Origin of the sequence: Dyella marensis, from assembly GCF_900112865.1 — a bacterium.
GTDB lineage: Bacteria > Pseudomonadota > Gammaproteobacteria > Xanthomonadales > Rhodanobacteraceae > Dyella_D > Dyella_D marensis_A.
This window is the reverse complement of record NZ_FONH01000009.1, coordinates 114,842-137,873: the sequence shown is the minus strand read 5'-3', so window position 1 is coordinate 137,873 and position 23,032 is coordinate 114,842. Positions and strand designations below refer to the sequence as shown.

Below are 23,032 nucleotides of genomic sequence, written 5' to 3'. Positions count from 1 at the left end.
CATGTGTTAGGCATGCCGCCAGCGTTCAATCTGAGCCAGGATCAAACTCTTCACTTAAGTTTTCGAACATCCGAGGATGCTCTATCTTTCTGAAGCGTTGTCCTAACCATAAAACGTCAAGCTTTTGAATTGACTCTTAGGTTAGACGCTTGCATTTGTTTGGACAGATTGTCCATCCAACGCAAGACGCCCACACAAGTCACCTGCGCACACTGTCAAAGATCAATCACTTGCGATCCGTTCTTCGAATCGCCCCGAGACGTTTCGTCCCGGGTGAGCCGCCCATTCTACATCGTCTTTCCGGTCCGTCAACACCTGCAGCGAAGAATTTTTGCTGCCGTTGTTGCCGTTGCGGGGAAGCCGTCGCGGCGGGGAGGCGAATAATAGGGAGGGGCTGGGGACCTGGCAAGCAATTTCGTGAAGATTTTTTCAAATTTCTCGTAAGCGCTTGTTCTTCCATACAACGATGCGCGGAAGAACCGCGCGGCGGCCATCACGGCCGCCGCGAAAGCCTCAGGCGAGCTTCAAGGCGACGCGCGCGAAGTTGCGCTTGCCGATCTGCAGCACACCTTCAAAGCCGGGGCCGAAAGTCCGCTGCGCGTCCTCCACTACTTCCGAGTCGATACGCACCGCACGCTCCTTGAGCTTGCGGTTCGCCTCGCCATTGCTGGGCGTCAGCCCGGCGGCCGTCAGCAACGCGGGCAGGCGCAGCCCTTCGGCCGGCACCGCGATCTCGGTCAACGGCAGCAGGCTGGTATCGCCCTCGCCACGCACCACCGCGTGCCAGCCCGCGATGGCCTGCTCCGCCGCGGCCGCGCCATGGAAGCGCGCTGCCAGCTCGCGCGCCAGGCGCAGCTTGGCATCGCGCGGATTGAGCGCGCCGCTCGCCACCTCACTCTTCATGCGAGCGAGCTCATCCAGCGACACCTCGAAGCTGAGCAGCTCGAACCACCGCCACATCAGCTCGTCGCCGATCTTCAGCGTCTTGGTCACGATGTCGATCGCCGGCTCATTGATGCCGATGTAGTTGCCCAGCGACTTGGACATCTTCTGCACGCCGTCCAGGCCCTCCAGCAAGGGCATGGTCAGCACGATCTGCGGCGCCTGCCCGTGATGCTCCTGCAGCGCGCGGCCCATCAGCAGGTTGAACTTCTGGTCGGTGCCGCCCAGCTCCACGTCGCACTGCAGCGCCACCGAGTCGTAGCCCTGCACCAGCGGATAGAGGAATTCGTGGATGGCGATCGACTGCTGCGCGGCATAGCGCTTGGCGAAGTCGTCGCGCTCGAGCATGCGCGCCACGGTGTGCTGCGCGGCCAGGCGGATCATGTCCGCCGCCGTCATCTTGCCGAACCACTCGGAATTGAAGCGCAGCTCGGTCTTGTCGCGGTCCAGCACCTTGTAGACCTGCTCGGCATAGGTCTCCGCGTTGCGCAGCACGTCCTCGCGGGTGAGCGGCTTGCGCGTGACGTTCTTGCCGGTCGGGTCGCCGATCATGCCGGTGAAGTCGCCGATCAGGAAAATCACCTGGTGCCCCAGGTCCTGGAACTGCCGCATCTTGTTGAGCAGCACGGTATGGCCCAGGTGCAGGTCCGGCGCGGTCGGATCGAAGCCGGCCTTGATGCGCAGCGGCCGCCCGCTCTTCAGGCGTTCGACCAGTTCCTCCTGCTTGATGATTTCGTCGGCGCCGCGCGCGATGGTGGCCAGCGCCTGCTCAAGCTCGCTCATGTATTCCTCGAATCCTTAGTCATTCGGCGGCCTGGGGAAGCGACGGCCACCACGTCGTGAAGTTAATTGTGCGTTAATCAGAAAATTCACGCAAACCCTTGATGGGAAAGGCGTTGACGCCCTTTGCACAGGGCCGTTATGGTACGCGGCATTACATAAATTTGTACCGCGGGGCACACGGGGCATGGGAGAGGCGAACAAGATCGCGCGCGCAGCGCGCAAACAGGCTATTCGCCGCAAGGCGCAGCGACGCCACTCCCACTTCTACGAACGCTTCTCGCACTGGTCGTTCTGCAATCACAGCGACGCCGAGCCGATCCGCTGGCATCGCGAACGCTGGATGCTCGCCGGCACCGCGCTGCTGATCACGGCGCTTTCCGGTTTCATCATCCCCGCCTGGGCAAGCGCGATGCGGCCCGATCCGGTGTCCTCCGCGCATGCGCTGATGCCGCTGGCCCTGCCCAAGGCGCTGCCCACCACGGTGCGCACGCCCACGGTGGAAGACTGGCGCATCGTGCAGGTGCAGCCGGGCCAGACGCTCTCCGACATCTTCCAGGGCCAGGGCCTGAGCCTCACCGACCTGCAGAACGTGATGGACCAGGCCGGCGACGCCGCCAAGGCGCTGCACAACATTCGCCCGGGCCAGGAGTTCGACTTCCTGCTTTCCAGCGACGGCAGCATGCGCGGCATCCGCTTCGACAAGGACGAAGCCAGCCGCGTGATCGTGCGCTTCGACGGCGCCAAGCCGACGGTGATGGCGCAGGCGCGCGAAGTGGAGCGCCGCGAGCACGTCGTCCACGGCAGCATCGACAGTTCGCTGTTCGCCGCCGGCGCCAAGGCCGGCATGAGTTCGGCGATGGTGCTGAAGCTGGCCGACCTCTTCAAGTATGACGTCGACTTCGTGCAGGACCTGCGCGAAGGCGACACCTTCACCGTCATCTACGACGACATCTACCGCGACGGCGCCTACCTGCACGAAGGCGAGATCGTCGCCGCCGAGTTCGTCAACCAGGGCGAGCGCTACACGGCTTATCGCTTCAAGAAGGACGACGGCTCCTACGGCTGGTTCAGCGAGGACGGCCGCCCGATCCAGAAGTCGTTCCTGCGCATTCCGGTCGACTTCACCCGCATCTCCTCCCAGTTCAGCGCGGCGCGCATGCACCCGGTGCTGGGCCTGATGCGCGCGCACAAGGGCGTGGACTACGCCGCGCCCACCGGCACGCCGATCCACGCGGCGGGCGACGGCGTGATCAAGTTCAAGGGCTGGATGAACGGCTACGGCAACTTCGTGATCATCCAGCACAACAACTCGATCAGCACGGCCTACGGCCACATGTCCAAGTTCGCCAACGAGCGCGTGGGCCAGCGCGTGAGCCAGGGCTCGGTGATCGGCTATGTCGGCATGACCGGCCTGGCCACCGGCCCGCACCTGCATTACGAATTCCGCGTCAACGACGTGCAGCGCGACCCGCAGAAGGTCACCCTGCCCAAGCCCGAACCGCTGCCGGCCGTGCAGCTGGCCAAGTTCAAGGCGCAGGTGGTGCAGCCGCAGCTGGCCCGCCTGAAGGCGCTGGACGCCAACGTGAAGCTGGCCCGCGTGGATGGCACCAAGCGCAACGACGACTGAGCCGCGGCATTCCGTGGCCGAGGCTTCCTTGCTCTATATCGGCCTGATCTCCGGCACCAGCGCGGACGGCATCGACGCCGCGCTGGTCCGCTTCGAACAGGACCGCCCCCGACTCGTCGCCGCCCTGGTCCATCCGTGGCCGGCACAGCTGCGCGCACGCATCCTCGCCGTGGCGCAGGACGAAACGCGGCTTGACCTGGATGCCTACGGGCGGCTCGACGTGGCCATCGGCCAGTGCTTTGCCGACGCCACGCTGCGCCTGCTCGCCGCCAGCGGAACGCCGGCCGCCGCCGTGCGCGCCGTCGGCTCGCATGGGCAGACGCTGCGCCATCGCCCGCACGGCGAGCACCCGTTCACCCTGCAGGTCGGCGATCCGTCGGTGATCGCCGAGCGCTGCGGCATCGACGTGGTGGCCGACTTTCGCCGCGCGGACGTCGCCGCCGGCGGCCAGGGCGCGCCGCTGTTGCCGGCGGTGCACGCGATGCTGCTCGGCGCGTCCGGGCAGACGCGCGTGGTACTCAACCTCGGCGGCATCGCCAACATCACCGTGCTGCGCGCCGACGGGCACGTGTTCGGCTTCGATACGGGACCGGCGAACGGCTTGATGGATGCATGGTGCCTGCGTCACCGCGGCACGGCCTACGATCGCGACGGCGCCTTCGCGCAGAGCGGCACGGTCGACGCCACGCTGCTGGCCGCCCTGCTGGCCGATCCCTATTTCGCCCTGCCCCCGCCCAAGAGCACCGGCCGCGAGCACTTCCACCTGGCCTGGCTCGATCGCCACGCGCGCGTGGCCGAGCTGTCGCCCGCCGACGTGCAGGCCACCCTGCTGGAACTGTCCGCGCGCAGCGTGGCCGAGGCGGTCGCACAGCATGCCCCCGGTGCGTCGGACGTGCTGGCCTGCGGCGGCGGCGTGCATAACGGCGTGCTGATGCAGCGCCTCGGCGAGCTGCTCGACCCGGTCCGGGTGCGCAGCACGGCGGAAGAAGGCGTGGACCCGGATTATCTGGAAGCGACCGCCTTCGCCTGGCTGGCCCGGCAGCGCCTGCTCGGCCGGCCGGGCAACCTGCCCGCGGTCACGGGGGCGCGCGGCCCGCGCGTGCTGGGCGCGGTCTATCCTGCGCCGGTCTGAATCCCGCGTCAGCTGCCCAGCGGTTCTTCCGACAAAGCCAACTGCGACGGCGACAACTGCGTCGGCTGCGCCATCGACAGTGCCTGCACGGCTTCCTGGAACGCGGCTTTCTCGCGGGCGTCCCACTGGCCGCTGAGCACGGTCAACTCACCCGGATCGAGCATGGTCTCGGCAAACACGTTGCCGCTCGGCGTCATGCCCAATCCATGGCGCAGTGCGTGCAGCACCACGTCATTGATCGACCACTGCCGGTCCTTGGCCAGCGACTTGATGCGCTCGGCCATGAGATTGTCGATATGTCGAATCACGATGTCCGGCACAGGCGCTACTCCGTCTGTCCACGCGTGGGCCCCCTGACCGGCATCATGGTGGACAGACGGCGGCCGGCTTGCAAGTCGGCCATCCGGGGGAATCCGTGGATCGGTTCGCACTCGCGCGGCGAACGCCATCGCAGTTGCAACCGGCGCGCCGGTCAGCCGGCTCCGCGGGCGCGTTCTTCCGCCCGGTAATGCGGCCACAGGTACAGGAACAGCGCGGTGGCCGGCAGCACGGCGATCACGGTGATGACGAAGTAAGTGCCGTAGCCCGTGGCGGTCGCGATGCCGCCGGCGAAGAAGCCCAGCAGTTTGCCCGGCAGGTTGACCAGGGAGCTGAGCAGCGCGTACTGCGTCGCGGTGTGCTGGCGATTGACCAGCGAAGACAGGAAGGCAACGGTCGGCGGCCCCAGGATCCCTAAGGTCAGGTTCTCGCCCGAGATCACCAGGGTCAGCACCAGCAGGTTGCCCGGGTACATGATCACCAGCAGGTACAACAGGTTGCTGGCGCCGCACAGCACGATGGTCGCGCCCAGCGTGCGCCACGCGCCCCAGCGCGCCACCGCGGCGCCGCCGATGAACACGCCGACGATGCCGATCCAGATGCCGTAGATCTTAGTGATGGTGCCGATCTCGGTCTTGCTGAAGCCCATGTCCCGATAGAACGGGCTCATCACGCCACCGATGGTGGCCTGTTCGGGAATCTTGAACAGCAGGATGAAGGCCAGCGTCACGCCGGCGAGCAGCCAGCCGTAGCGGCGGAAGAAATCGGTGAACGGATCGATCACCGCCTCGCGCATGGCCTCGCCCCAGTTGCGCGGCGCCTGGCGGATTACTTCCGGCTCGCGCGCGAGCAAGGTGGTGAGGATCGGCAGGCTCATGCCGAGCGCCATCGCCACATAGACCCAGCTCCACGACACATGGTCGGCCAGGATCAGCGCCAGCGCGCCGGCCGCGAGCAAGCCGATGCGGTAACCCAGCGCATAGGTCGCCACCAGCGCACCCTGCGCCTCCACCGAGGCGATCTCGATGCGATACGCATCCACCGCGATGTCCTGCGTGGCGCCGAAGAACGCCACCACCAGCGTCGCCACAATGAACGGCCCGAGCGCGGCCGGCGTCAGCGCCGCCATCGCCAGCAGGCCGCCGGCCACCACCAGCTGCGAGAACAGCAGCCAGCCCCGGCGTTGTCCCAGCCGGCGGAACAGCGGCAGCTTCCAGTGATCGAGCAGCGGCGCCCACACGAACTTGAACGCGTAGAACATGCCCGCGCTGGCGATCATGGTGATCTCTTTGAGCTCGACGCCCCTTTCCTTCAGCCAGTAGGCCAAGGTGCCGGCCACCAGCAGGAAAGGCAGGCCCGAGGAAAAGCCGAGCAGGCACATGGTCCATGCGGCAGGCTGGGAAAAAGCCTGCCAGACCGAGGGGCGCCTGGGCTTCTCCTCCATGCCGGGCGTCGCCGGCTCAGTCGACATAGTCGACCGTGTAGGGCGCGTGGTCGGAGAAGCGCTCGTCGCGATAGACCGAACAGCTCTTCAGGCGCTTGCTCAGCGATGGGGTCACCACCTGGTAGTCGATGCGCCACCCCACATTGTTCTCGCGCGCGCGGCCGCGGTTGGACCACCAGGTGTATTCCACCGCGTCGGGCTTGATCGTGCGGAAGCTGTCGACCCAGCCGCGTTCCTTGAACAGCAGATCCAGCCAGGCGCGTTCTTCCGGCAGGCAGCCGGAGTTCTTCTGGTTGGAGCTCCAGTTCTTGATGTCGTTCTTGGTGTGCACGATGTTCCAGTCGCCACAGATCACGTAGTCGCGGCCGCTCTCCAGCCACTGCTGGAAGATCGGGGTGATCCACTCCATCACCTGGAACTTGAACTGCTGGCGTTCGTCGCCGGACGAACCGGACGGCACGTACAGCGACACCACGCTCAAGTTGCCGAAGCGCGCCTCGATATAGCGCCCCTCGTCGTCGAACGGCGCCCAGCCCAGCGAGGTCAGCACCTGGTCCGGTTCGCGCTTGGCATAGATCGCCACGCCGCTGTAGCCCTTCTTGGTGCTGGCGTCGCGATAGAAGCAATGATGGCCGTCGGGACGGAACATCGGGTCGCTGAGCTGGTCTTCCTGCGCCTTGGTTTCCTGCAGGCAGACCACGTCGGCCTGCTGCTTGCGCAACCAGTCGAATACGCCTTTGTTGGCGGCGGAGCGGATGCCATTGGCGTTCAGGCTGACGATGCGCATGCGGGGTCCTCGTGTGATGCGCCATCATAGCAACCATGTCCGAATCGCCCGCCATCCGCGTCGCACCGGTCACGCCGGCCATCCGTGCCGCCGTGCTGGCTCTGCGCGTGCATCCCGATCAATACGCCTTCGTCAGTCCGATCGAGGCCTCGCTGGCCGATGCGGAGCAATGCCACGGCAGCACGCCGATGGCGATCCTGCACGGCGATGCGCCAGTGGGTTATTACCGGATCGAACGCCACGCCAACACCATCGCCGAACGCGAGTACGCGGTGCCGGCGCTGGGCCTGCGCTCGTTCTTCATCGGCGCCGACTGGCAGGGCCGCGGCTTCGGCGGCGGCGCCCTGTCCGCGCTGGTCGCCGACCTGGCGGCGCGCGAACCCGACGCGCGCCTGCTGGTGCTCACCGTCAACTGCCGCAACCTGCCGGCGCTGGCGCTGTACCGCCGCGCGGGCTTCGAAGACAGCGGTCAGCTGTACCATGGCGGCCGTTCCGGGCCGCAGCACCTGATGTGGCGCCCGCTGCCCTAGATTTCGCTTTCTTTCGACGAGAGGCCTGCCGTGCACGACTACCAGCGCGACTTCATCGAACTCACCCTGCAGCGCGACGTGCTGCGCTTCGGCGAGTTCACGCTCAAATCCGGCCGCCAGAGCCCGTACTTCTTCAACATGGGTCGGATCGACAACGGCGCTGCGCTGGCCCGCCTCGGCCGCGCCTATGCTTCGGCGCTGGTCGGTTCGGGCGTGGCGGTGGACATGCTGTTCGGCCCGGCCTACAAGGGCATCCCGCTGGCCGCCGCCACCGCCATCGCGCTGGCCGACCGGCATGGCCGCGACCTGCCCTGGGCCTATAACCGCAAGGAGGCCAAGGACCACGGCGAAGGCGGCACCCTGGTCGGCGCGCCGCTGCAGGGCCGCGTGCTGATCGTGGACGACGTGATGACCGCCGGCACCGCCGTGCGCGAGTCGCTGGCGCTGATCCGCGCCCAGGGCGCCACGCCGGCCGGCGTGCTGATCGCGCTGGACCGCCAGGAGCGCGGCACCGGCGCCCTCTCCGCGGCGCAGGAAGTGACGGCCGAGTACGGCATCCCGGTCATCGCCATCACCAGCCTCACCGATGTCATGGCCTACGCTGGCGAACGCCCCGACCTGGCCGGCGAGTACGCCCGCCTGCTGGCCTATCGGGACCGCTACGGCGTCGCGGCCTGAGCCGCACCGGGCGAACCGTGTCACATCCATGAACATGCCTGCGCCGAACCCTGCAATGGCGAAGGCTATACTCCCGATCCACAGGGGAAATTCCATGCGTCGAACCAGTCTCATCCTTGCCGCGGTCATCGCGGTCGCCTGCGCCCACGCGCAGAACCAGGGCAACAACGGCATGCGCTACAAGTGGCGCGACGGCCAGGGCCTGCCGCACTACAGCGACAGCCTCACCAGCGATGCCATCAAGTACGGCTACGACGTGGTCAACGACCGCGGCCTGGTGATCCAGCACGTCGAGCGCCAGCTCAATCCGGAGGAGCGCGCCGCCGCCCGCAAGGCCGCCGACGAACAGGCGGCGCAGCAGCGCGCCGCGCAGGAACGCGTGCGCAACGATTCGCAGCTGCTGTCGGCCTATCCGAACGAGGCCGACTACAAGACCTCGCTACAGCAGGAAGTCGACAACATCGACCAGCAGATCCGCACCACGCAGATCAACCTGCACAGCCAGGAAAAGGCGCTGACCGACCTGCTCGCCCGCGCCGGCGACCTGGAACGCGCCAAGCAGCCGGTGCCGAAGTTCCTCAGCGACAGCATCGCCAAGCAGCGCAACGTGGTGGCCGGGCAGCGCGCCGCGCTGGACCGCCAGCAGGCCGCCCGCGATGCCGCCAGCGCCAAGATCGGTCCGCAGCTGCAGCACTATCGGGACCTCAAGGCCGCGCAGGGCAAGGACAAGTAACCGATCTGGCTTCGCCTAAGAAAAACGCCACGCGATGCGTGGCGTTTTTCTTAGGCCTGGCGAATGCGTCCTGGACTCAGAACGGCAGCTTCAGCGCCGGGTCTACCGCATGCAGCTGCTCGCGGAACACGTTCTGGATGCGCTTGAGCGCCGCATCGTTGTCCGCGTCGAAGCGCAGCACCAGGATCGGCGTGGTGTTGGACGGGCGCACCAGGCCCCAGCCGTCCGGCCAGTCGGCGCGCACGCCGTCGATGGTGGTCAGCGCGGCGTCACCGAAGCTCGCGCTCTGGCGGAACTTCTCGATGAACTTGTAGTGCTCGCCTTCCTTCATCTCGATCTTCAGCTCCGGCGTGGACACACCCTTGGGGCAGGTCGCGAAGATCTGCTCCGGCGTGCGCTCGTCCAGATCGCCGGCCAGGATTTCCAGCAGGCGCGCGCCGGCGTAGATGCCGTCGTCGAAGCCGTACCAGCGCTCCTTGAAGAAGAAGTGGCCGCTCATCTCGCCGGCCAGTTCCGCGCCGGTCTCGCGCATCTTGCTCTTGATCAGCGAATGGCCGGTGCGCCACATCAGCGGGCTGCCGCCGGCATCGAGGATCTGGCCCTTGAGATGACCGGTGCACTTGACGTCGTAGATGATCGTCGCGCCCGGCTGGCGCGACAGCACGTCGCGCGCGAACAGCATGAGGGTGCGATCGGGGAAGATGATCTCGCCAGTCTTGGTGACCACGCCCAGGCGGTCGCCGTCGCCGTCGAAGGCCACGCCCAGGTCCGCGCCGGTGCTCTTCACCGCGAGGATCAGGTCTTCCAGGTTGTGCGGGTCGGACGGGTCCGGATGGTGGTTCGGGAAGGTGCCGTCCACATCGCAATACAGCTGGATGACTTCGCAGCCGATGCCCTCAAGCACCTGCGGCGCCACCGAGCCCGGGATGCCGTTGCCGCAGTCGACCACCACCTTCATGCGGCGCCCGGCCTGCACGTCCGAGGTGATGCGCTCGACATAGTCCGGCACCACGTCGATCTGGCGCAGCGAACCCTTGCCGCCGCGCTCCAGCTCGTTGGCGGCGATGCGGCGGTACAGATCCTGGATCGAACCCTCGGACAGGGTCTCGCCGCCCACCACGATCTTGAAGCCGTTGTAGTCCGGCGGATTGTGGCTGCCGGTGACGGCCACGCCGCTGCCGGTGTTGAAGCGATAGGCCGCGTAATAGACCACCGGCGTCGGCACCGCGCCGATGTCGATCACATCGATGCCGGCCTCGCGCAGGCCGTCGGACAGCGCGGCAGTCAGTTCCGGACCGGACAGGCGGCCGTCGCGGCCGACCACGATCTCGCGCAGACCCTTCTCGCGCATCACTGTGCCGATGGACTGGCCGAGCAGGCGCGCCACATCGGTGTTGAGCGATTTGCCGACGATGCCGCGCACGTCGTACGCGCGGAAAATCGTCGGGTCCACCGTCACCGGTACGGGCGCCGCCGGCGCGGCGGGCTTGGCGGGGCGGGCTTCCGGCTTGGCCGGCTCGGGCGTGTTGTCGATCAGGTCGGACAAAATCGGTTCCTCGTTTGAAATCTTCGGTCTGCCAAAGCTGACGCCGGGTACGCGTCCGCGCATCCACAACAGATACACGCCGCCACCCAGGCCAAGCAAGGTCAGCAAGGCGGCCAGCAGCACCGACTTCGGCAGCACGATGTAGGCGCCGGGCGGCGCCGCGACCACACTCAGGTTGCTGCCCGCGACGACCTTGCCGACCGGCTCGCTCAGCGCGGAACCGTTGCCGTTGGCGAGCAGGCGCGCATCACCACGGCCGCGATCGTCGCCCTGGCGAAGTTCCAGTCTGCCGCCTTCCGGCGGAACGGCATTGAAACGCTCCTCCACCGGAGCGAACGGCAGCTCGAACAGCACCCAGGCATTCGGGTGCTGGCGCGGGCCCATCGGCAGCACGAAGCTGAGGCGGCGATCGCCGACTCCCTTGGGCAGGGTCTGCGCGAGCGTGTCGCCGTCGGCGGTCTGCGCGGCCATCAGCTGCGCGGCCTTGGCGTAGCCGAAGTCGCGGTAATTGGCGTGCAGCACCTCGTCCAGCGTGCCGCTGTAGAACTCGATGGCCTGGGCCTGCGGCACCTTGCCGCGCAGCAGCGTGGCCGCGTACTTCGGATCGGCCTGCACGGCGGCGGGATCCAGCGTGTCCAGCTGCTGCTGCAGGGTACGGCGCTGGCTGGCCAGTTCGTCGGCCAGCGATTGCGCCAGCTGGTCCTGGGCGCGGTGCACTCGCTCGATCGCCGCGCTTTCGTCGGCGATCAGCCAGCTCTGCCAGGCGCAGAACAGGCCGCCCACCAGCAGCAGCGTGCCGCCGGCCAGCGGCAGCAGGCGCTGCCAATCGAAGGTGCGCTCGCGCAACCCCATCGCGATGTCCATCGCCATCGTCCTGTCCCCTCTGCAGGCTCTGTGTCAGTTGACGCCGGTCGAACCGAAACCGCCTTCGCCCCTCAGCGAAGGCTGGAACTCCGTCACCACGTTCAAGCGGGCCTGCGCTACCGGCACCAGCAGCAGCTGGGCGATGCGGTCGCCCACGGCGATGGTGTACGGCTGCGTGCCGCGGTTCCAGCACGAAATCATCAGCGGCCCCTGGTAGTCGGCGTCGATTACGCCTATCAGGTTGCCCATGACGAGACCGTGTTTATGGCCCAGCCCCGAGCGCGGCACGATCAGCGCGCACCAGCCCGGATCGCCGATGTGGATGGCCATGCCGCTGGGCACCAGCGCGCTTTCGCCGGGGGCCAGGGTGAGCGGCGCGTCGATCGCGGCGCGCAGGTCCATGCCCGCGCTGCCGGCGGTCGCCGCCTGCGGCAGCGGGATGCTGTCGCCCAGCCGTGGATCGAGGATTTTCAGTTCGACGTCGACCATGCCCGGCCGGCCCGTCATGAGCGCGCCGCCCGGTAGCGCTGCGCGATGCTCGCCACCAGTTGACGCGCGAGGGTTTCCTTGTCGGCGCGCGCCAGCTCCAGCGAGCCGCCAGGCCAGTACAGGTTCAATGCGTTGTCCGCGGCCTCGAAGCCGAGGCCGTTGCCCACCAGGTTTGCCGCGATCATGTCCAATCCCTTGCGCCGGAGCTTGTCCTGCGCGTAATCCGCCACATCATGCGTTTCCGCGGCGAATCCGACCAGGAAAGGGTGCACGGTTTGCGCGGCCAGGCTGGCGAGGATGTCGGGATTCTCGGCCAGCGCGAGGGTCAGCCCCGCGCCGGCCTGCTTCTTGATCTTCTGTGCAGCGGGGCTGGCCGGCCGGTAGTCGCCCACCGCGGCGGCGCCGACATAAATGTCCGCAGCGGCGGTGGCGGCCAGCACGGCGGCATGCATCTCGGCGGCGCTGCGCACGTCGACGCGGCGCGCCACGCCGCGCGGCGTGTCCAGGTGCACCGGGCCGGCGACCAGGGTCACCTGCGCGCCTGCATCCGCCGCGGCGCCGGCCACGGCGAAGCCCATCCGCCCGGAACTGCGGTTGCCGATGAAACGCACCGGATCAATGTCCTCATAGGTCGGACCCGCGCTCACCACCATCTTCAGTCCGCGCAGCGCGCCGTCGCCGAACGAGGCGACCAGCGCCTCGCGCAGTTCCAGTGCCTCCAGCATGCGGCCGGAGCCGATGTCACCGCAGGCCTGGTCGCCCGAGGCCGGACCAAGCAGGTGCACGCCGCGGCGGCGCAGCGTGTCGACGTTTTCCTGCACCGCCGGATGCGCCCACATCTGCTGGTTCATCGCCGGCGCGACGTACAGCGGCGCGGCGCTGGCCAGGCACAGCGTGGTAAGCAGGTCGTTGGCCATGCCATGCGCGAGGCGGGCAATCAGGTCGGCGCTGGCCGGCGCGACGATGATCCGCTCGGCCCAGCGGGCCAGCTCGATATGGCCCATGGCCATCTCGGCCTGCTCGTCCCACAGGCTGACCCGCACGGCCTCGCCGGACAGGGCCTGGAAAGTGGTGGCGCTGACGAAATGGGTGGCGCTCTCCGTCATCACCACGCGGACCTGGGCGCCGAGGTCGCGCAGGCGGCGGACCAGCTCGCAGGCTTTATAGGCGGCGATGCCGCCCGACACGCCGAGCAGGATGCGACGGTTGGCAAGTTGCATGTAGGACAGGCCTGACAAACGGGCAGACGCCTAGCTTACCGGAATCGACTGCGTCCTCCGCTGCACACGCAGGCGCCCCTGCGGCATCGTGGACGAATGAGCATTCGAGACTGGCCAGAAGGGGAACGCCCCCGCGAAAAACTCCTGCAGCGAGGCAGCACCGCGCTGTCGGACGCCGAGCTGCTCGCCATCCTGCTCGGCAGCGGCGTGGCCGGCGCCGATGCGCTGACTCTCGGGCGCCAGCTGCTTACGGAGGCCGGCGGCCTGCATGCGCTGCTGGTCGACCCCGCCAATACCACGCGCATGGCCGGCATCGGCCCGGCCAAGCGGGCGCGCCTGGTCGCCGCACTGGAACTGGCGCGCCGTTCCTTGAACGAGCAGCTGACCGCGCGCACCTCCCTGCACAGCGCGCGCGACAGCGGCGAGTTCCTCCGCGCCAAGCTGCGCCACCTGCCCTACGAAGTGTTCGCCTGCCTGTACCTGGACAACCGCCATCGCGTGCTCGGCTACGAGGAGCTGTTTCGCGGCACGGTGGACGGCGCCAGCGTGCATCCGCGCGAGGTGGTGCGCGCCTGCCTCAAGCACAACGCCAGCGCGGTAATCCTCGCCCACAACCACCCTTCCGGCGTGGCCGAACCCAGCGTGGCGGACCGCGCCATCACCCGCAGCCTGCGCGAGGCGCTGCAATTGATCGAGGTGCGCGTACTGGATCACCTGGTGATCGGCGCGGCGGAGCCGGTCTCCATGGCGTCGCTGGGCATGATCTGATCCGGCCGGTTCGCCCCCGGCGGCCGGGAACATCTCCAAAAAATAACGGCGCGGTGGGGAACCGCGCCGTCAGGCCGTTTTTGGGGAGGGTGAGAGGGACGGCGTCTCGCGTACCCGTCAGCGGGGAGGGTGCTTGGGGTACGGATGAGATTGTCGCAACGCGGCATGACAGGGGCGTGACGTCTTGCCGGGCTCTTGCCGAAACCGCGTCGGCGCGACTTATGCACATTGGCCGCGGATGGCCTGTTAGCGAGCATTTCATCGACGGATGTGAAATTGTCCGTGCAACACATTGATCCATCATGGAAATTTACGTGACACAGAGGTTTCCGCCACGCGAAAACCACGGCACCGCTCCACCGCGCCTACTTTCCCCACAGAGTTATCCACAGCCCCGCAGCCGCGCCGCAGCATGCCCCAGCCCGCCTTTCCGGCGCCCTCTTACCGCTCGGAGAGCGCCCGCCCGCTCTGCTAGGATTGCCGGTTCCATCGAAGCCAGACCCAGCCCCGTGAAACAAGCGCTGCGCGATTTGCTGCTGCAGGCCATCCGGTCCCTGCAGAACGACTCCACTCTGCCCGCCGAGCTCGAGGTGCCGAACTTCGTGATCGAGCGCACGCGCAGCCGCGAACACGGCGATTTCGCCAGCAACGCGGCCATGCTGCTGGCCAAGCCGGCCCGCGCCAAGCCGCGCGAGCTGGCCGAGAAGCTGGTGGCCGCCCTGCCCGCCAACGCCCAGGTGGCCAAGGTGGAGATCGCCGGCCCCGGCTTCATCAATTTCTTCCTCGCGCCGGGCGCCTATCACGCCGAGCTGCGCCGCATCTTTGTCGAGGGCGACGCCTATGGCCGCAACGACAGCGGCAAGGGCGTCACCGCCGGTGTGGAATTCGTCTCGGCCAATCCCACCGGCCCGCTGCATGTCGGCCACGGCCGCGCCGCGGCGATCGGCGACTGCCTGAGCCGCCTGCTCGACGCCAACGGCTGGGCGGTGCAGCGCGAGTTCTACTACAACGATGCCGGCGTGCAGATCCAGAACCTGGCCATCTCGGTGCAGGCACGCGCGCGCGGCCTGGCCCCGGGCGATGCCGGCTGGCCGGAGGACGGCTACCGCGGCGACTACATCGCCGACGTAGCCCGCGCCTACATGGCCGGCGAGTCCGTGGTGGCCGACGGCCAGACCGTCACTGGCGCCAGGGACGCGGAGAACCTCGACGCCATCCGCCAGTTCGCCGTGGCCAGCCTGCGCCGCGAGCAGGACCTGGACCTGAAGGCCTTCGGCGTCGGCTTCGACACCTACTTCCTGGAGTCCTCGCTGTACACCGGCGGCAAGGTGGATGAGACCGTGCGCGAGCTGGTCGCGCATGGCCACACCTATGAGGAAGGCGGCGCGCTGTGGCTGCGTTCGACCGACTTCGGCGACGACAAGGACCGCGTGATGCGCAAGTCCGACGGCACGTTTACGTATTTCGTGCCGGACGTGGCCTATCACCGCAGCAAGTGGCAGCGCGGCTACGTGCGCGCCATCACCGAGCTGGGCTCGGACCATCATGGCAGCCTGGCCCGCGTGAAGGCCGGCCTGCAGGCGCTGGACTGCGGTATCCCCAAGGGCTGGCCGGAATACGTGCTGCACCAGATGGTCACGGTGATGCGCGGCGGCGAGGAGGTGAAGATCTCCAAGCGCGCCGGCAGCTACGTCACCCTGCGCGACCTGATCGACGAAGTGGGCAAGGACGCGACGCGCTACTTCCTGATCTCGCGCAAGGCCGATTCGCAGCTGGTGTTCGACATCGACCTGGCGCGCTCGCAGAGCAACGACAACCCGGTCTACTACATCCAGTACGCCCATGCCCGCGTATGCAGCGTGCTGCGCCAGGCCGGCGAGAAGGGGTTCACCTTCGATCTGCACAATGGCCAGGCGCAGCTGGAACGCCTGGACAACGAGCACGAACAGATCCTGTTCACCGAGCTGTCCAAGTACCCGGAACAGGTGGAAGCCGCCGCGGTGAACCTCGAGCCGCACGTGATCGCCACCTGGCTGCGCGAACTGGCGAACGCCTTGCACACGTACTACAACTCGCACCAGTTCCTGGTCGACGACAAGGACCTGCGCGATGCCCGCCTCGCTCTGGTGGTGGCTACGCGGCAGGTGCTCAGGAACGGTCTGGATTTGCTGGGCCTCAGCGCCCCGGAGAGCATGTAAATGGCAGCACGCAAGGGCAAGGGCCGTCAGGCCGTGCGCAATAACAGCGGCGGTTTTCCGGCCTGGGGCTGGGCCATCGTCGGCATCGCGGTCGGCGCGCTGCTGATGTTCGCCATGCGCGGCAAGCTGCCGATGGGCGGCCGTGCCGGCGACGCGCCGCAGCCCAACGCACAGGCCACCGCCCAGCACGGCAGCGATGCCGGCGCGGTGGAACCGACCGCCAGCGAATCCGCGGCCGCGCCGAAGAAGCCGCAGTTCGACTTCTACTCGGTGCTGTCGGAGAAGGAAGTGCGCATCCCCGACGCGGAGATCAGCGCACAGGCGCGCGCCGAACAGCAGAAGCAGGCCGCCGCGCAGCAGGCGCAGGCCGCCCAGGCGGCGCAGCAGGCCCAGCAGCAGGCGGCCGCGCAGCGCGCCGCGGCGGCGAATGCGCCGGCGGCGGTCACCGAGAACGTCACCGCGGCCCCCGCCGCCGTGCCGCCGCCCGCTACGGGTGGTGGCGGCTATCTGCTGCAGGTCGGCGCGTTCCCGAGCGCCACGGATGCGGAAAGCCTGAAGGCCAAGCTGGCCCTGCAGGGTTTCGTCGCCAACGTGGCCTCGGTCAACGTCAACGGCCAGACCTACAACCGCGTGCGCCTGGGTCCGTTCAAGTCGGCCACCGAACTGGAATCGACCAAGCAGCGCCTGTCCTCGGCCGGCTTCAACGCGATTGCGCTGAAGGAAGGCCGCTGAAGCGCCATCACCCGGCGTAGGTTGGGGTGAGCCGCAGGCGAACCCCAACAGTGCGACGCGCTTGGACGTGACTGTGTTGGGGTTCGCCTGCGGCTCACCCCAACCTACGCCGCTCAGCGCTTGCGCTTGAGCCGGATCAGCGCCGAGATATCGTCGTCGCCATAACCCTGGCTCATCAGCTCGGCATAGTCGGCCAGCGATTTCTCGATCACCGTGCGATCCGTGCCCGCGCCCTCGGCGATGCGCTTCACGATGCCCAGGTCCTTGTGCAGCAGCGCCAGCTTGAAGCCGACGCTGAACTCGTCGCGCAGCATGGTGGCGCCGCGCTTTTCCAGAAACCAGCTGCCCGCCGCACCGGCACCCAGCGTCGGCAGCAGGCGCTCCGCTTCCAGTCCCAGCGCTTCGCCCAGCGCCAGGCCTTCGCATACCGCCTGGGCGATACCGGCCACCAGTACCTGATTCACCGCCTTGGTGGCCTGGCCGGCGCCGACGTCGCCGAGGTGGGTGACGCGCAACGCGTAGGCTTCGAGCACGGGACGCGCGCGCTCCAGCACCGCGGCGTCGCCGCCGACCATCACCGACAGCTTGCCGTTCTTCGCGCCTTCCACGCCGCCGGATACCGGCGCATCGAGGAAATCCACGCCCGCGGTGGCCAGCCGCGCGGCGGCGCGCTTGGCGGTGTCCGGTGCCACGGTGGAGTGGTCGACCACGACGGCGCCGCGCTTTAGATGCGGCAGCATGGTGTCGATGGTGGCCAGCACATCGGCATCGGCCGTCACGCACAGCGCGATCACCTCGCATTGCGCGGCCAGCTGCTCCAGTGGCGGCGCCACCACGCCCAGCTCGCGCGCCAGCGCGTCGGCCTTGGCCTGGGTGCGATTGGCCACCGCATGCAGCAGGCCCTTGGATTTCAGATGCCCGGCCATCGGCGCGCCCATGGCGCCGAGACCGACGAAAGCTGCCTTGAACGTCATCGGGAGATTCCAGCGATAAGAAACATGGCCGCCCCGGGGGACGGAGTGGCCTATGTTAGCTGCGGTGCACGTCGTGCGTGACGAACGGCTGCTCCGGCGTCGGCCGCTCCAGCCAATGCGGATGCGCCAGCGTGTGGCGCATGTCGGCCAGGCCGCTGTCCCAGTGCGAACGCATGCTGGTCAGGCTGAACTCGTAGTCCTTGTAGTGCCCTTCGTACGGCTTGTCGCGGTAGATCAGGTGGATCAGATTGGTCAACGCGCCGGAGGCCTGCGCCTGTGCGCGGCGGAAGGCCGGATCGTCGTACTTCTCCGGCGGCACCAGCGCCATCAGGTCGTGCAGCAGGCGCTGGTTTTCCTGGTTCAGCCGCATGTACTCGGTGATCAGGCGGGTGCGGCTGGAATACTGGATTTCCTTGGAGCGCTCGGCCACGCCGGCCAGGTCGCGCGGCAGCTCGCCGATGGCGCGCCACAGGTCCACCTGGAAGATCAGCGCATCGTGGCAGGGCCGGTCGGACAGCACCTTGTACAGCGGTGTGTTGGAGACCATGCCGCCGTCCCAGTAGTACTCGCCGTCGATCTCCACCGCGGGAAAACCCGGCGGCAGCGCGCCGGAAGCCATGAAGTGCTCCACCCGCAGCTTGCCGTGCGTGTTGTCGAAATAGGCGAAGTTGCCGGTGCGCACGTTCACCGCGCCCACCGAGACGCGCATCGAGCGCGCGTCGTTGATGCGGTCGAAATCCACCAGCCGCTCCAGCGTGCTGCGCAGCGGGCCGGTGTCGTACCAGCTCACCTCGCCGGGGCCGGAGGCGCGACGGAACGGCAGGAACGGCGGCGGCATGCGCGGTACGAAGAAACCCGCCTGCCCCTCGAGCAGCGCGCGCCATGCGGCCAGGCTGCTGAACCCGTTCTGCAGCGCCAGCGGCCAGCCGCTGCTGTCGAACGCGGGCGTCGCCGGGAAATACGGCGGCTTGCAGATGGTCTCCCAGAACTCGCGTAGCTTTTCCACGCGATGCCCGATCGGATTGCCGGCAATGATCGCCGCGTTGAGCGCCCCGATCGAGATGCCGGCAAGCCAGCGCGGCCGCAGGTCCGCCTCGGCCAGCGCCTGGTACACGCCGGCCTGGTAGGCGCCGAGCGCGCCGCCGCCCTGCAGCACCAGGGCCACGGTGGAGTAAGCCTCGCCGACCATCTTGGCCAGGCCTTCCTTGGCCGCGCCTTGCGTGTCGTTAGCCATGGGACTCAAGCCTCCGCCAGGTAGTCGTGCACCACTTCGCCCAAGCCGAGGGTGAGGTCGGTGATGAAGTGCATGGCCGATTCGATCTTCAGCACCGGCAGCTCGGCCACCGGCGCCAGCGCGTGCGGATGCAGTTCCAGCGCGGCCGGGCCGGTCCAGGCGCCCTTGAGCGTGACGTCGGTGGTGAAGTAACGCACCAGCTCGCAGATGCGCGGGCTGCCGTCCACGTGCGGGATGATCTTGAGCAGGAAGTTCGGCGCGGCCAGCGCGGCCAGCGCGGCCAGCACTGCGGCGCGATCGGCCTCGGCGTGCTTGAAGCCCATGGTCGCCTTGGCCACGCGCACCTTGCCGTAGTCGAGCGTGCCGACCAGCGTATCGATCTCGGTTTCCAGCACCGGACTGGCCAACTTCTTGGGAAAACCCCACAGCTCGCGGCCGCCGGCGATCGGCGGATGGTCGTTCAGATACATCGAATGCACGTAGCCGCCGTGCACGCCCTGGAAGCTCACCGGGATCACCTGGCCCGACTCGGTGTAGTCGCCGAAGCCGGTGGAATCGGGCATGCGGATGAATTCGTACTTCACCAGCGGCTCGCCGATTTCCAGCGGCTCGGGCACCACCGCGCGCAGCGCGTCGGGATCGGTGCGGTAGGTGATGACCAGGAACTCGCGATTGACGAAACGGTAGGGCCCACGCGGAAACGCGGGGCTGGTCAGCGGCATGGCGAACGCATTGGCCTTGACGTCGGCGATCTTCATCGAGCCATCCTCTTTGGCAATCCGGTCTGGCGCACGCCAGTCGGCGTGCACTGCATGCAATCGGGGAAGCGCCCGCTCCGCTCGGTGCGGGCGGGCGCGGCGACGCTTACTGCATGTACCAGCCGTGGCTGACCACGATCGACTGGCCGGTGAGCGCGGCCGAGGGGAACGCGGCGAGGAACAGCGCGGTTTCGGCGATGTCTTCCACCGTGGTGAAGGTGCCGTCGACCGTGTCCTTGAGCATCACGTTCTTGATCACTTCCGCCTCGCTGATGCCCAGCTCCTTGGCCTGCTCGGGAATCTGCTTTTCCACCAGCGGCGTGCGCACGAAGCCCGGGCAGATCACGTGCGAACGCACGTTGTGCGCCGCGCCTTCCTTCGCCAGCGTGCGCGCCAGGCCGAGCAGGCCGTGCTTGGCGGTAACGTAGGCGGATTTGAGCTTGGATGCCTCGTGCGAATGCACCGAGCCCATGTAGATGACGGTGCCGCCGCGGTCACCCTTGTACATGTGCTGCAAAGCGGCCTTGGTGGTGAGGAAGCCGCCGTCGAGGTGGATCGCCAGCATCTTCTTCCAGTCGGCGAAGGCGAACTGGTCGATCGGGTTGATGATCTGCACGCCAGCGTTGGAAATCAGGATATCCAGCGCGCCGAATTCGGCGACCGCCTTGTCGGTGCCCGCGTTCACCGCCGCTTCGTCGGTGACATCCATGGCGATGCCGATCGCCTTGCCGCCGGCGGCCTTGATCTCCGCGGCGGCCGCATCGGCGGCCTGCTGGTTGATGTCGGCGATCGCCACGGCGCAGCCGTTCTTCGCGTAGAGCTCCGCGATGGCCTTGCCCAGGCCACTCGCGGCGCCGGTGATCAAGGCGACCTTGCCTTCGAGACTTGCTGCCATAACCACTCCTTCGATGGGGGATGCGGGGGACGAACAAGGCTGGCACAGCTCGGGCGTCGCATCCATGCGACGAATGGACATCCGGGAAAAACCTTCCCGACTCCGTCATTCCGGCGCAGGCCGGAATCCAGTAGCGATAACGCCGGATTCTCGCGAAGAATCCATCCAACGCTTTCGCGAAAATCTAGCACTGTCGCTACTGGATTCCGGCCTGCGCCGGAATGACGAGCTTTTTTCAGTGCGCGCCTTCCGACAAGTACGTATAGCCGGTCAGACCGTCGTTCAATGTGACAAACAACTGTTCCGCCGACGCGCCTTCGACACCCGCCGCGGCGATGCGTTCGCGATAGCTCTGGCGCAGCGCTTCCAGGTCGTAACCGACGTAGTCCAGCATCAGGTCGGTGGTGTCGCCGCGGCGACGATGCGCAAAAACATACGAATCGCCTTCCACCCGCACGTTCACCGCATCGGTGTCGCCGAACAGGTTGTGGATGTCGCCCAGGGTCTCCTGGTACGCGCCCACCATGAAGATGCCGAGGCGATAGCTCTCGCCCTCGCGCACGGCGTGCAGCGGCAAGCTGACGTCCACGCCCTCGGCATCGACGTAGTGGTCGATGCGGCCGTCGGAATCGCAGGTGAGGTCGACGATCACGCCGCGGCGGGTCGGCGCCTCGTCCAGGCGCGCGATCGGCGCGATCGGGAAGATCTGGTCGATCGCCCAGATATCCGGCACCGATTCGAACACCGAGAAGTTGACGAAGTATTTGTCGACCAGCTTCTCGTCCAGTTCGTCCAGCGCCTGGCGGTGCGAGCGCTCGGCCGGCAGCAGGCGCACGCGCACTGCGTTGGCGATGGCGTAGTACATCTCGTCCAGCCGGGCGCGGTCTTCCAAAGCCAGCTGACCGAGCGCGTACAGCGTCTGGCCTTCGTTGAGGTGATGCTGCGCCTCGTGGAACAGCTCCAGCGCCGGACGCGCGTCCAGTTCCTCATAGGTCTCGCGCAGGCGGCGCAGCACGGCCGGCTCGTCCTCGCGCGGCGGCGGGATGGCGCCAGCGGGCACCTCTTCCACCTCGGTGACGTTGACCACCATCACCGCGTGGTGCGCGGTCATCGCGCGGCCGGCCTCGGTGACGATGTGCGGCGCGGCCAGGCCTTCCTCGGCCACCGCTTCGGCCAGCGACTGCACGATGGTGGAGGCGTACTGCTCGATCGAGTAATTGATCGAGTTGTGGCTGCGCGAGCGCGAGCCTTCGTAGTCCACGCCCAGGCCGCCGCCGACGTCGACGATCTCCAGCGGCACGCCCATGCGGATCAGCTCCACGTAGTAGCGCGTGGCCTCGCGCATGCCCGCGGCGATGTCGCGCACATTGGAGATCTGCGAGCCCATGTGGAAATGCTGCAGCTTCAGAGTGTGCTTGAGGCCCGCCTCGTCGAGACGGCGCACCAGGGTCAGCACCTGGTTCGGCGACAGGCCGAACTTGCCCTTGTCGCCGCCGGTGTTCTGCCACTTGCCGGCGCCGATCGAGGCCAGCCGCACGCGCACGCCCAGCAGCGGCTCCACGCCGAGCGCCTTGGCCTCGGCGAAGACATGATCGAGTTCGGAGAGCTTCTCGATCACGATGTGCACGCGCAGGCCGAGCTTGCGGCCGATCAGCGCCAGGCGCACGTATTCGCGGTCCTTGTAGCCGTTGCACACCACGATGGAACCGGGCCGGGCCATCGCCAGCACCGCCATCAGCTCGGGCTTGGAACCGGCCTCCAGGCCGAAGCCGTGCTCGCCGGCGGCCACCAGCTCGCCGGCCACGCCGCGCTGCTGGTTGACCTTGATCGGATACACGGCGGTGTAGCCGCCGCCGTAGTTCCATTCCGCGGTGGCCTTGGCGAAGGCGCCCTGCAGGCGCGCCAGGCGGTCGGCGAGAATGTCGGGGAAGCGCACCAGCAGCGGCAGGCGCAGGCCCTCGGCGCGGGCGCGCTCGACGATCTCCGGCAGCGACAGCGCCGGGCCGCCGGCGCCGCGCGGGCGCATCACGATATGGCCGCGGGCATCCACGTCCACGTAACCGTCGCCCCAGTGCGGGACGGCGTAGGTGTGGCGGGCGGCATCGGCATTCCAGTGCTTCGACATGGACTTCAAGTTCCTTCGGGCTCAGCGGGCGCACGAGGGCGCCCCAGGTCATGTCGTCGCAGCGGCGAGCCTTGACGAGGAAGAAGCCCGCCGGCCGGAAGCCTCGCACGCCGCGGGGCCGGAACGGACTCTACGACCCGCGGACGACCAGTCGCGGCGGGAAGGCCGCCTATTGTAATGGTCGAATGTGACCATGCGGCATCCGCGCCCGGTACGCCGGGGCCCGGAACGGCTACAATTGCGCCTCTTTGCCCA

20 protein-coding genes are annotated in these 23,032 nt (G+C 67.6%); 8 read left to right on the top strand and 12 right to left on the bottom strand.

The window, feature by feature from the left end:
- Positions 1–513: 513 nt before the first annotated feature.
- Positions 514–1,725 (bottom strand): tyrosine--tRNA ligase, encoded by a 1,212-nt coding sequence (gene tyrS, locus BM172_RS13665; RefSeq protein WP_026634588.1) that lies wholly within the window; start codon positions 1,723–1,725, stop codon positions 514–516.
- A gap of 184 nt (positions 1,726–1,909) precedes the next feature.
- Between tyrS and BM172_RS13660 the strand changes: the two genes are divergently transcribed.
- Positions 1,910–3,352: an OapA family protein gene (locus tag BM172_RS13660; protein WP_026634589.1), complete on the top strand. Its 1,443-nt coding sequence runs from the start codon at positions 1,910–1,912 to the stop codon at positions 3,350–3,352.
- Positions 3,353–3,365: 13 nt separating this feature from the next.
- On the top strand, positions 3,366–4,484 hold the full coding sequence (locus tag BM172_RS13655) for an anhydro-N-acetylmuramic acid kinase (protein WP_026634590.1): 1,119 nt from the start codon (positions 3,366–3,368) through the stop codon (positions 4,482–4,484).
- A gap of 8 nt (positions 4,485–4,492) precedes the next feature.
- Here BM172_RS13655 and BM172_RS13650 read toward each other — a convergent pair whose 3' ends face one another.
- The 3 genes from BM172_RS13650 to BM172_RS13640 form a co-directional block, all read right to left on the bottom strand.
- A complete protein-coding gene (locus BM172_RS13650) occupies positions 4,493–4,804 on the bottom strand; it encodes a hypothetical protein (protein ID WP_026634591.1) in 312 nt (103 codons plus the stop codon).
- 152 nt (positions 4,805–4,956) lie between these two features.
- The gene (locus BM172_RS13645) at positions 4,957–6,273 is read right to left on the bottom strand and encodes an AmpG family muropeptide MFS transporter (protein ID WP_231504164.1); all 1,317 of its coding nucleotides are present in this window, start codon (positions 6,271–6,273) and stop codon (positions 4,957–4,959) included.
- Entirely contained in the window at positions 6,263–7,033 is a 771-nt protein-coding gene (locus BM172_RS13640) for an exodeoxyribonuclease III (protein WP_026634593.1), read from the bottom strand. Before BM172_RS13640 ends, BM172_RS13645 begins: the two co-directional genes overlap by 11 nt.
- Before the next feature lie 35 nt (positions 7,034–7,068).
- On the opposite strand from BM172_RS13640, the gene BM172_RS13635 reads away from it, so the two are divergent.
- The 3 genes from BM172_RS13635 (at position 7,069) to BM172_RS13625 (ending at position 8,974) form a co-directional block, all read left to right on the top strand.
- A complete protein-coding gene (locus BM172_RS13635) occupies positions 7,069–7,563 on the top strand; it encodes a GNAT family N-acetyltransferase (RefSeq protein WP_026634594.1) in 495 nt (164 codons plus the stop codon).
- A 30-nt stretch (positions 7,564–7,593) separates the two neighbouring features.
- Positions 7,594–8,241 (top strand): orotate phosphoribosyltransferase, encoded by a 648-nt coding sequence (pyrE, locus tag BM172_RS13630; RefSeq protein ID WP_026634595.1) that lies wholly within the window; start codon positions 7,594–7,596, stop codon positions 8,239–8,241.
- Between the two features lie 94 nt (positions 8,242–8,335).
- The gene (locus BM172_RS13625; protein WP_026634596.1) at positions 8,336–8,974 is read left to right on the top strand and encodes a hypothetical protein; all 639 of its coding nucleotides are present in this window, start codon (positions 8,336–8,338) and stop codon (positions 8,972–8,974) included.
- A 76-nt stretch (positions 8,975–9,050) separates the two neighbouring features.
- Here BM172_RS13625 and BM172_RS13620 read toward each other — a convergent pair whose 3' ends face one another.
- From BM172_RS13620 to coaBC, 3 genes are read right to left on the bottom strand one after another with little or no spacing between them, the layout of a single operon-like run.
- Positions 9,051–11,390 (bottom strand): phosphomannomutase/phosphoglucomutase, encoded by a 2,340-nt coding sequence (locus BM172_RS13620; RefSeq protein ID WP_026634597.1) that lies wholly within the window; start codon positions 11,388–11,390, stop codon positions 9,051–9,053.
- A 27-nt stretch (positions 11,391–11,417) separates the two neighbouring features.
- Positions 11,418–11,873: a dUTP diphosphatase gene (gene dut, locus BM172_RS13615; RefSeq protein ID WP_026634598.1), complete on the bottom strand. Its 456-nt coding sequence runs from the start codon at positions 11,871–11,873 to the stop codon at positions 11,418–11,420.
- A 14-nt stretch (positions 11,874–11,887) separates the two neighbouring features.
- Positions 11,888–13,093, bottom strand: a complete 1,206-nt coding sequence (coaBC, locus tag BM172_RS13610; protein ID WP_026634599.1) for a bifunctional phosphopantothenoylcysteine decarboxylase/phosphopantothenate--cysteine ligase CoaBC — start codon at positions 13,091–13,093, stop codon at positions 11,888–11,890.
- Between the two features lie 96 nt (positions 13,094–13,189).
- Here coaBC and radC point away from each other — a divergent pair, with 96 nt between their 5' ends.
- The 3 genes from radC (at position 13,190) to BM172_RS13595 (ending at position 16,791) form a co-directional block, all read left to right on the top strand.
- Positions 13,190–13,861, top strand: a complete 672-nt coding sequence (radC, locus tag BM172_RS13605; protein ID WP_026634600.1) for a RadC family protein — start codon at positions 13,190–13,192, stop codon at positions 13,859–13,861.
- Between the two features lie 509 nt (positions 13,862–14,370).
- Positions 14,371–16,059 carry an arginine--tRNA ligase gene (gene argS / locus BM172_RS13600; protein ID WP_026634601.1) on the top strand — a complete coding sequence of 563 codons (1,689 nt, stop codon included), beginning with the start codon at positions 14,371–14,373 and terminating at the stop codon, positions 16,057–16,059.
- A complete protein-coding gene (locus BM172_RS13595) occupies positions 16,060–16,791 on the top strand; it encodes an SPOR domain-containing protein (RefSeq protein ID WP_026634602.1) in 732 nt (243 codons plus the stop codon).
- Positions 16,792–16,904: 113 nt separating this feature from the next.
- On the opposite strand, the gene BM172_RS13590 is transcribed toward BM172_RS13595, so the two are convergent.
- From BM172_RS13590 to speA, 5 genes are all read right to left on the bottom strand, one after another.
- A complete protein-coding gene (locus BM172_RS13590) occupies positions 16,905–17,765 on the bottom strand; it encodes an NAD(P)-dependent oxidoreductase (RefSeq protein WP_026634603.1) in 861 nt (286 codons plus the stop codon).
- 55 nt (positions 17,766–17,820) lie between these two features.
- On the bottom strand, positions 17,821–18,999 hold the full coding sequence (locus BM172_RS13585) for a DUF3734 domain-containing protein (RefSeq protein ID WP_026634604.1): 1,179 nt from the start codon (positions 18,997–18,999) through the stop codon (positions 17,821–17,823).
- A gap of 5 nt (positions 19,000–19,004) precedes the next feature.
- A complete protein-coding gene (locus BM172_RS13580; protein ID WP_026634605.1) occupies positions 19,005–19,757 on the bottom strand; it encodes an acetoacetate decarboxylase in 753 nt (250 codons plus the stop codon).
- A 106-nt stretch (positions 19,758–19,863) separates the two neighbouring features.
- Entirely contained in the window at positions 19,864–20,652 is a 789-nt protein-coding gene (locus BM172_RS13575; RefSeq protein ID WP_026634606.1) for a 3-hydroxybutyrate dehydrogenase, read from the bottom strand.
- Positions 20,653–20,887: 235 nt separating this feature from the next.
- A complete protein-coding gene (speA, locus tag BM172_RS13570) occupies positions 20,888–22,777 on the bottom strand; it encodes a biosynthetic arginine decarboxylase (RefSeq protein WP_026634607.1) in 1,890 nt (629 codons plus the stop codon).
- Between the last annotated feature and the right edge of the window lie 255 nt (positions 22,778–23,032).

Coding starts and splice junctions, on each gene's coding strand:
- BM172_RS13635 (WP_026634594.1), top strand. CDS start 7,069: ATGTCCGAATCGCCCGCCATCCGCGTCGCACCGGTCACGCCGGCCATC.
- speA (WP_026634607.1), bottom strand. CDS start 22,777: ATGTCGAAGCACTGGAATGCCGATGCCGCCCGCCACACCTACGCCGTC.
- BM172_RS13660 (WP_026634589.1), top strand. CDS start 1,910: ATGGGAGAGGCGAACAAGATCGCGCGCGCAGCGCGCAAACAGGCTATT.
- BM172_RS13645 (WP_231504164.1), bottom strand. CDS start 6,273: ATGTCGACTGAGCCGGCGACGCCCGGCATGGAGGAGAAGCCCAGGCGC.
- BM172_RS13620 (WP_026634597.1), bottom strand. CDS start 11,390: ATGGCGATGGACATCGCGATGGGGTTGCGCGAGCGCACCTTCGATTGG.
- BM172_RS13580 (WP_026634605.1), bottom strand. CDS start 19,757: ATGAAGATCGCCGACGTCAAGGCCAATGCGTTCGCCATGCCGCTGACC.
- BM172_RS13640 (WP_026634593.1), bottom strand. CDS start 7,033: ATGCGCATCGTCAGCCTGAACGCCAATGGCATCCGCTCCGCCGCCAAC.
- BM172_RS13585 (WP_026634604.1), bottom strand. CDS start 18,999: ATGGCTAACGACACGCAAGGCGCGGCCAAGGAAGGCCTGGCCAAGATG.
- radC (WP_026634600.1), top strand. CDS start 13,190: ATGAGCATTCGAGACTGGCCAGAAGGGGAACGCCCCCGCGAAAAACTC.
- dut (WP_026634598.1), bottom strand. CDS start 11,873: ATGGTCGACGTCGAACTGAAAATCCTCGATCCACGGCTGGGCGACAGC.
- BM172_RS13625 (WP_026634596.1), top strand. CDS start 8,336: ATGCGTCGAACCAGTCTCATCCTTGCCGCGGTCATCGCGGTCGCCTGC.
- BM172_RS13595 (WP_026634602.1), top strand. CDS start 16,060: ATGGCAGCACGCAAGGGCAAGGGCCGTCAGGCCGTGCGCAATAACAGC.
- tyrS (WP_026634588.1), bottom strand. CDS start 1,725: ATGAGCGAGCTTGAGCAGGCGCTGGCCACCATCGCGCGCGGCGCCGAC.
- coaBC (WP_026634599.1), bottom strand. CDS start 13,093: ATGCAACTTGCCAACCGTCGCATCCTGCTCGGCGTGTCGGGCGGCATC.
- BM172_RS13575 (WP_026634606.1), bottom strand. CDS start 20,652: ATGGCAGCAAGTCTCGAAGGCAAGGTCGCCTTGATCACCGGCGCCGCG.
- BM172_RS13590 (WP_026634603.1), bottom strand. CDS start 17,765: ATGACGTTCAAGGCAGCTTTCGTCGGTCTCGGCGCCATGGGCGCGCCG.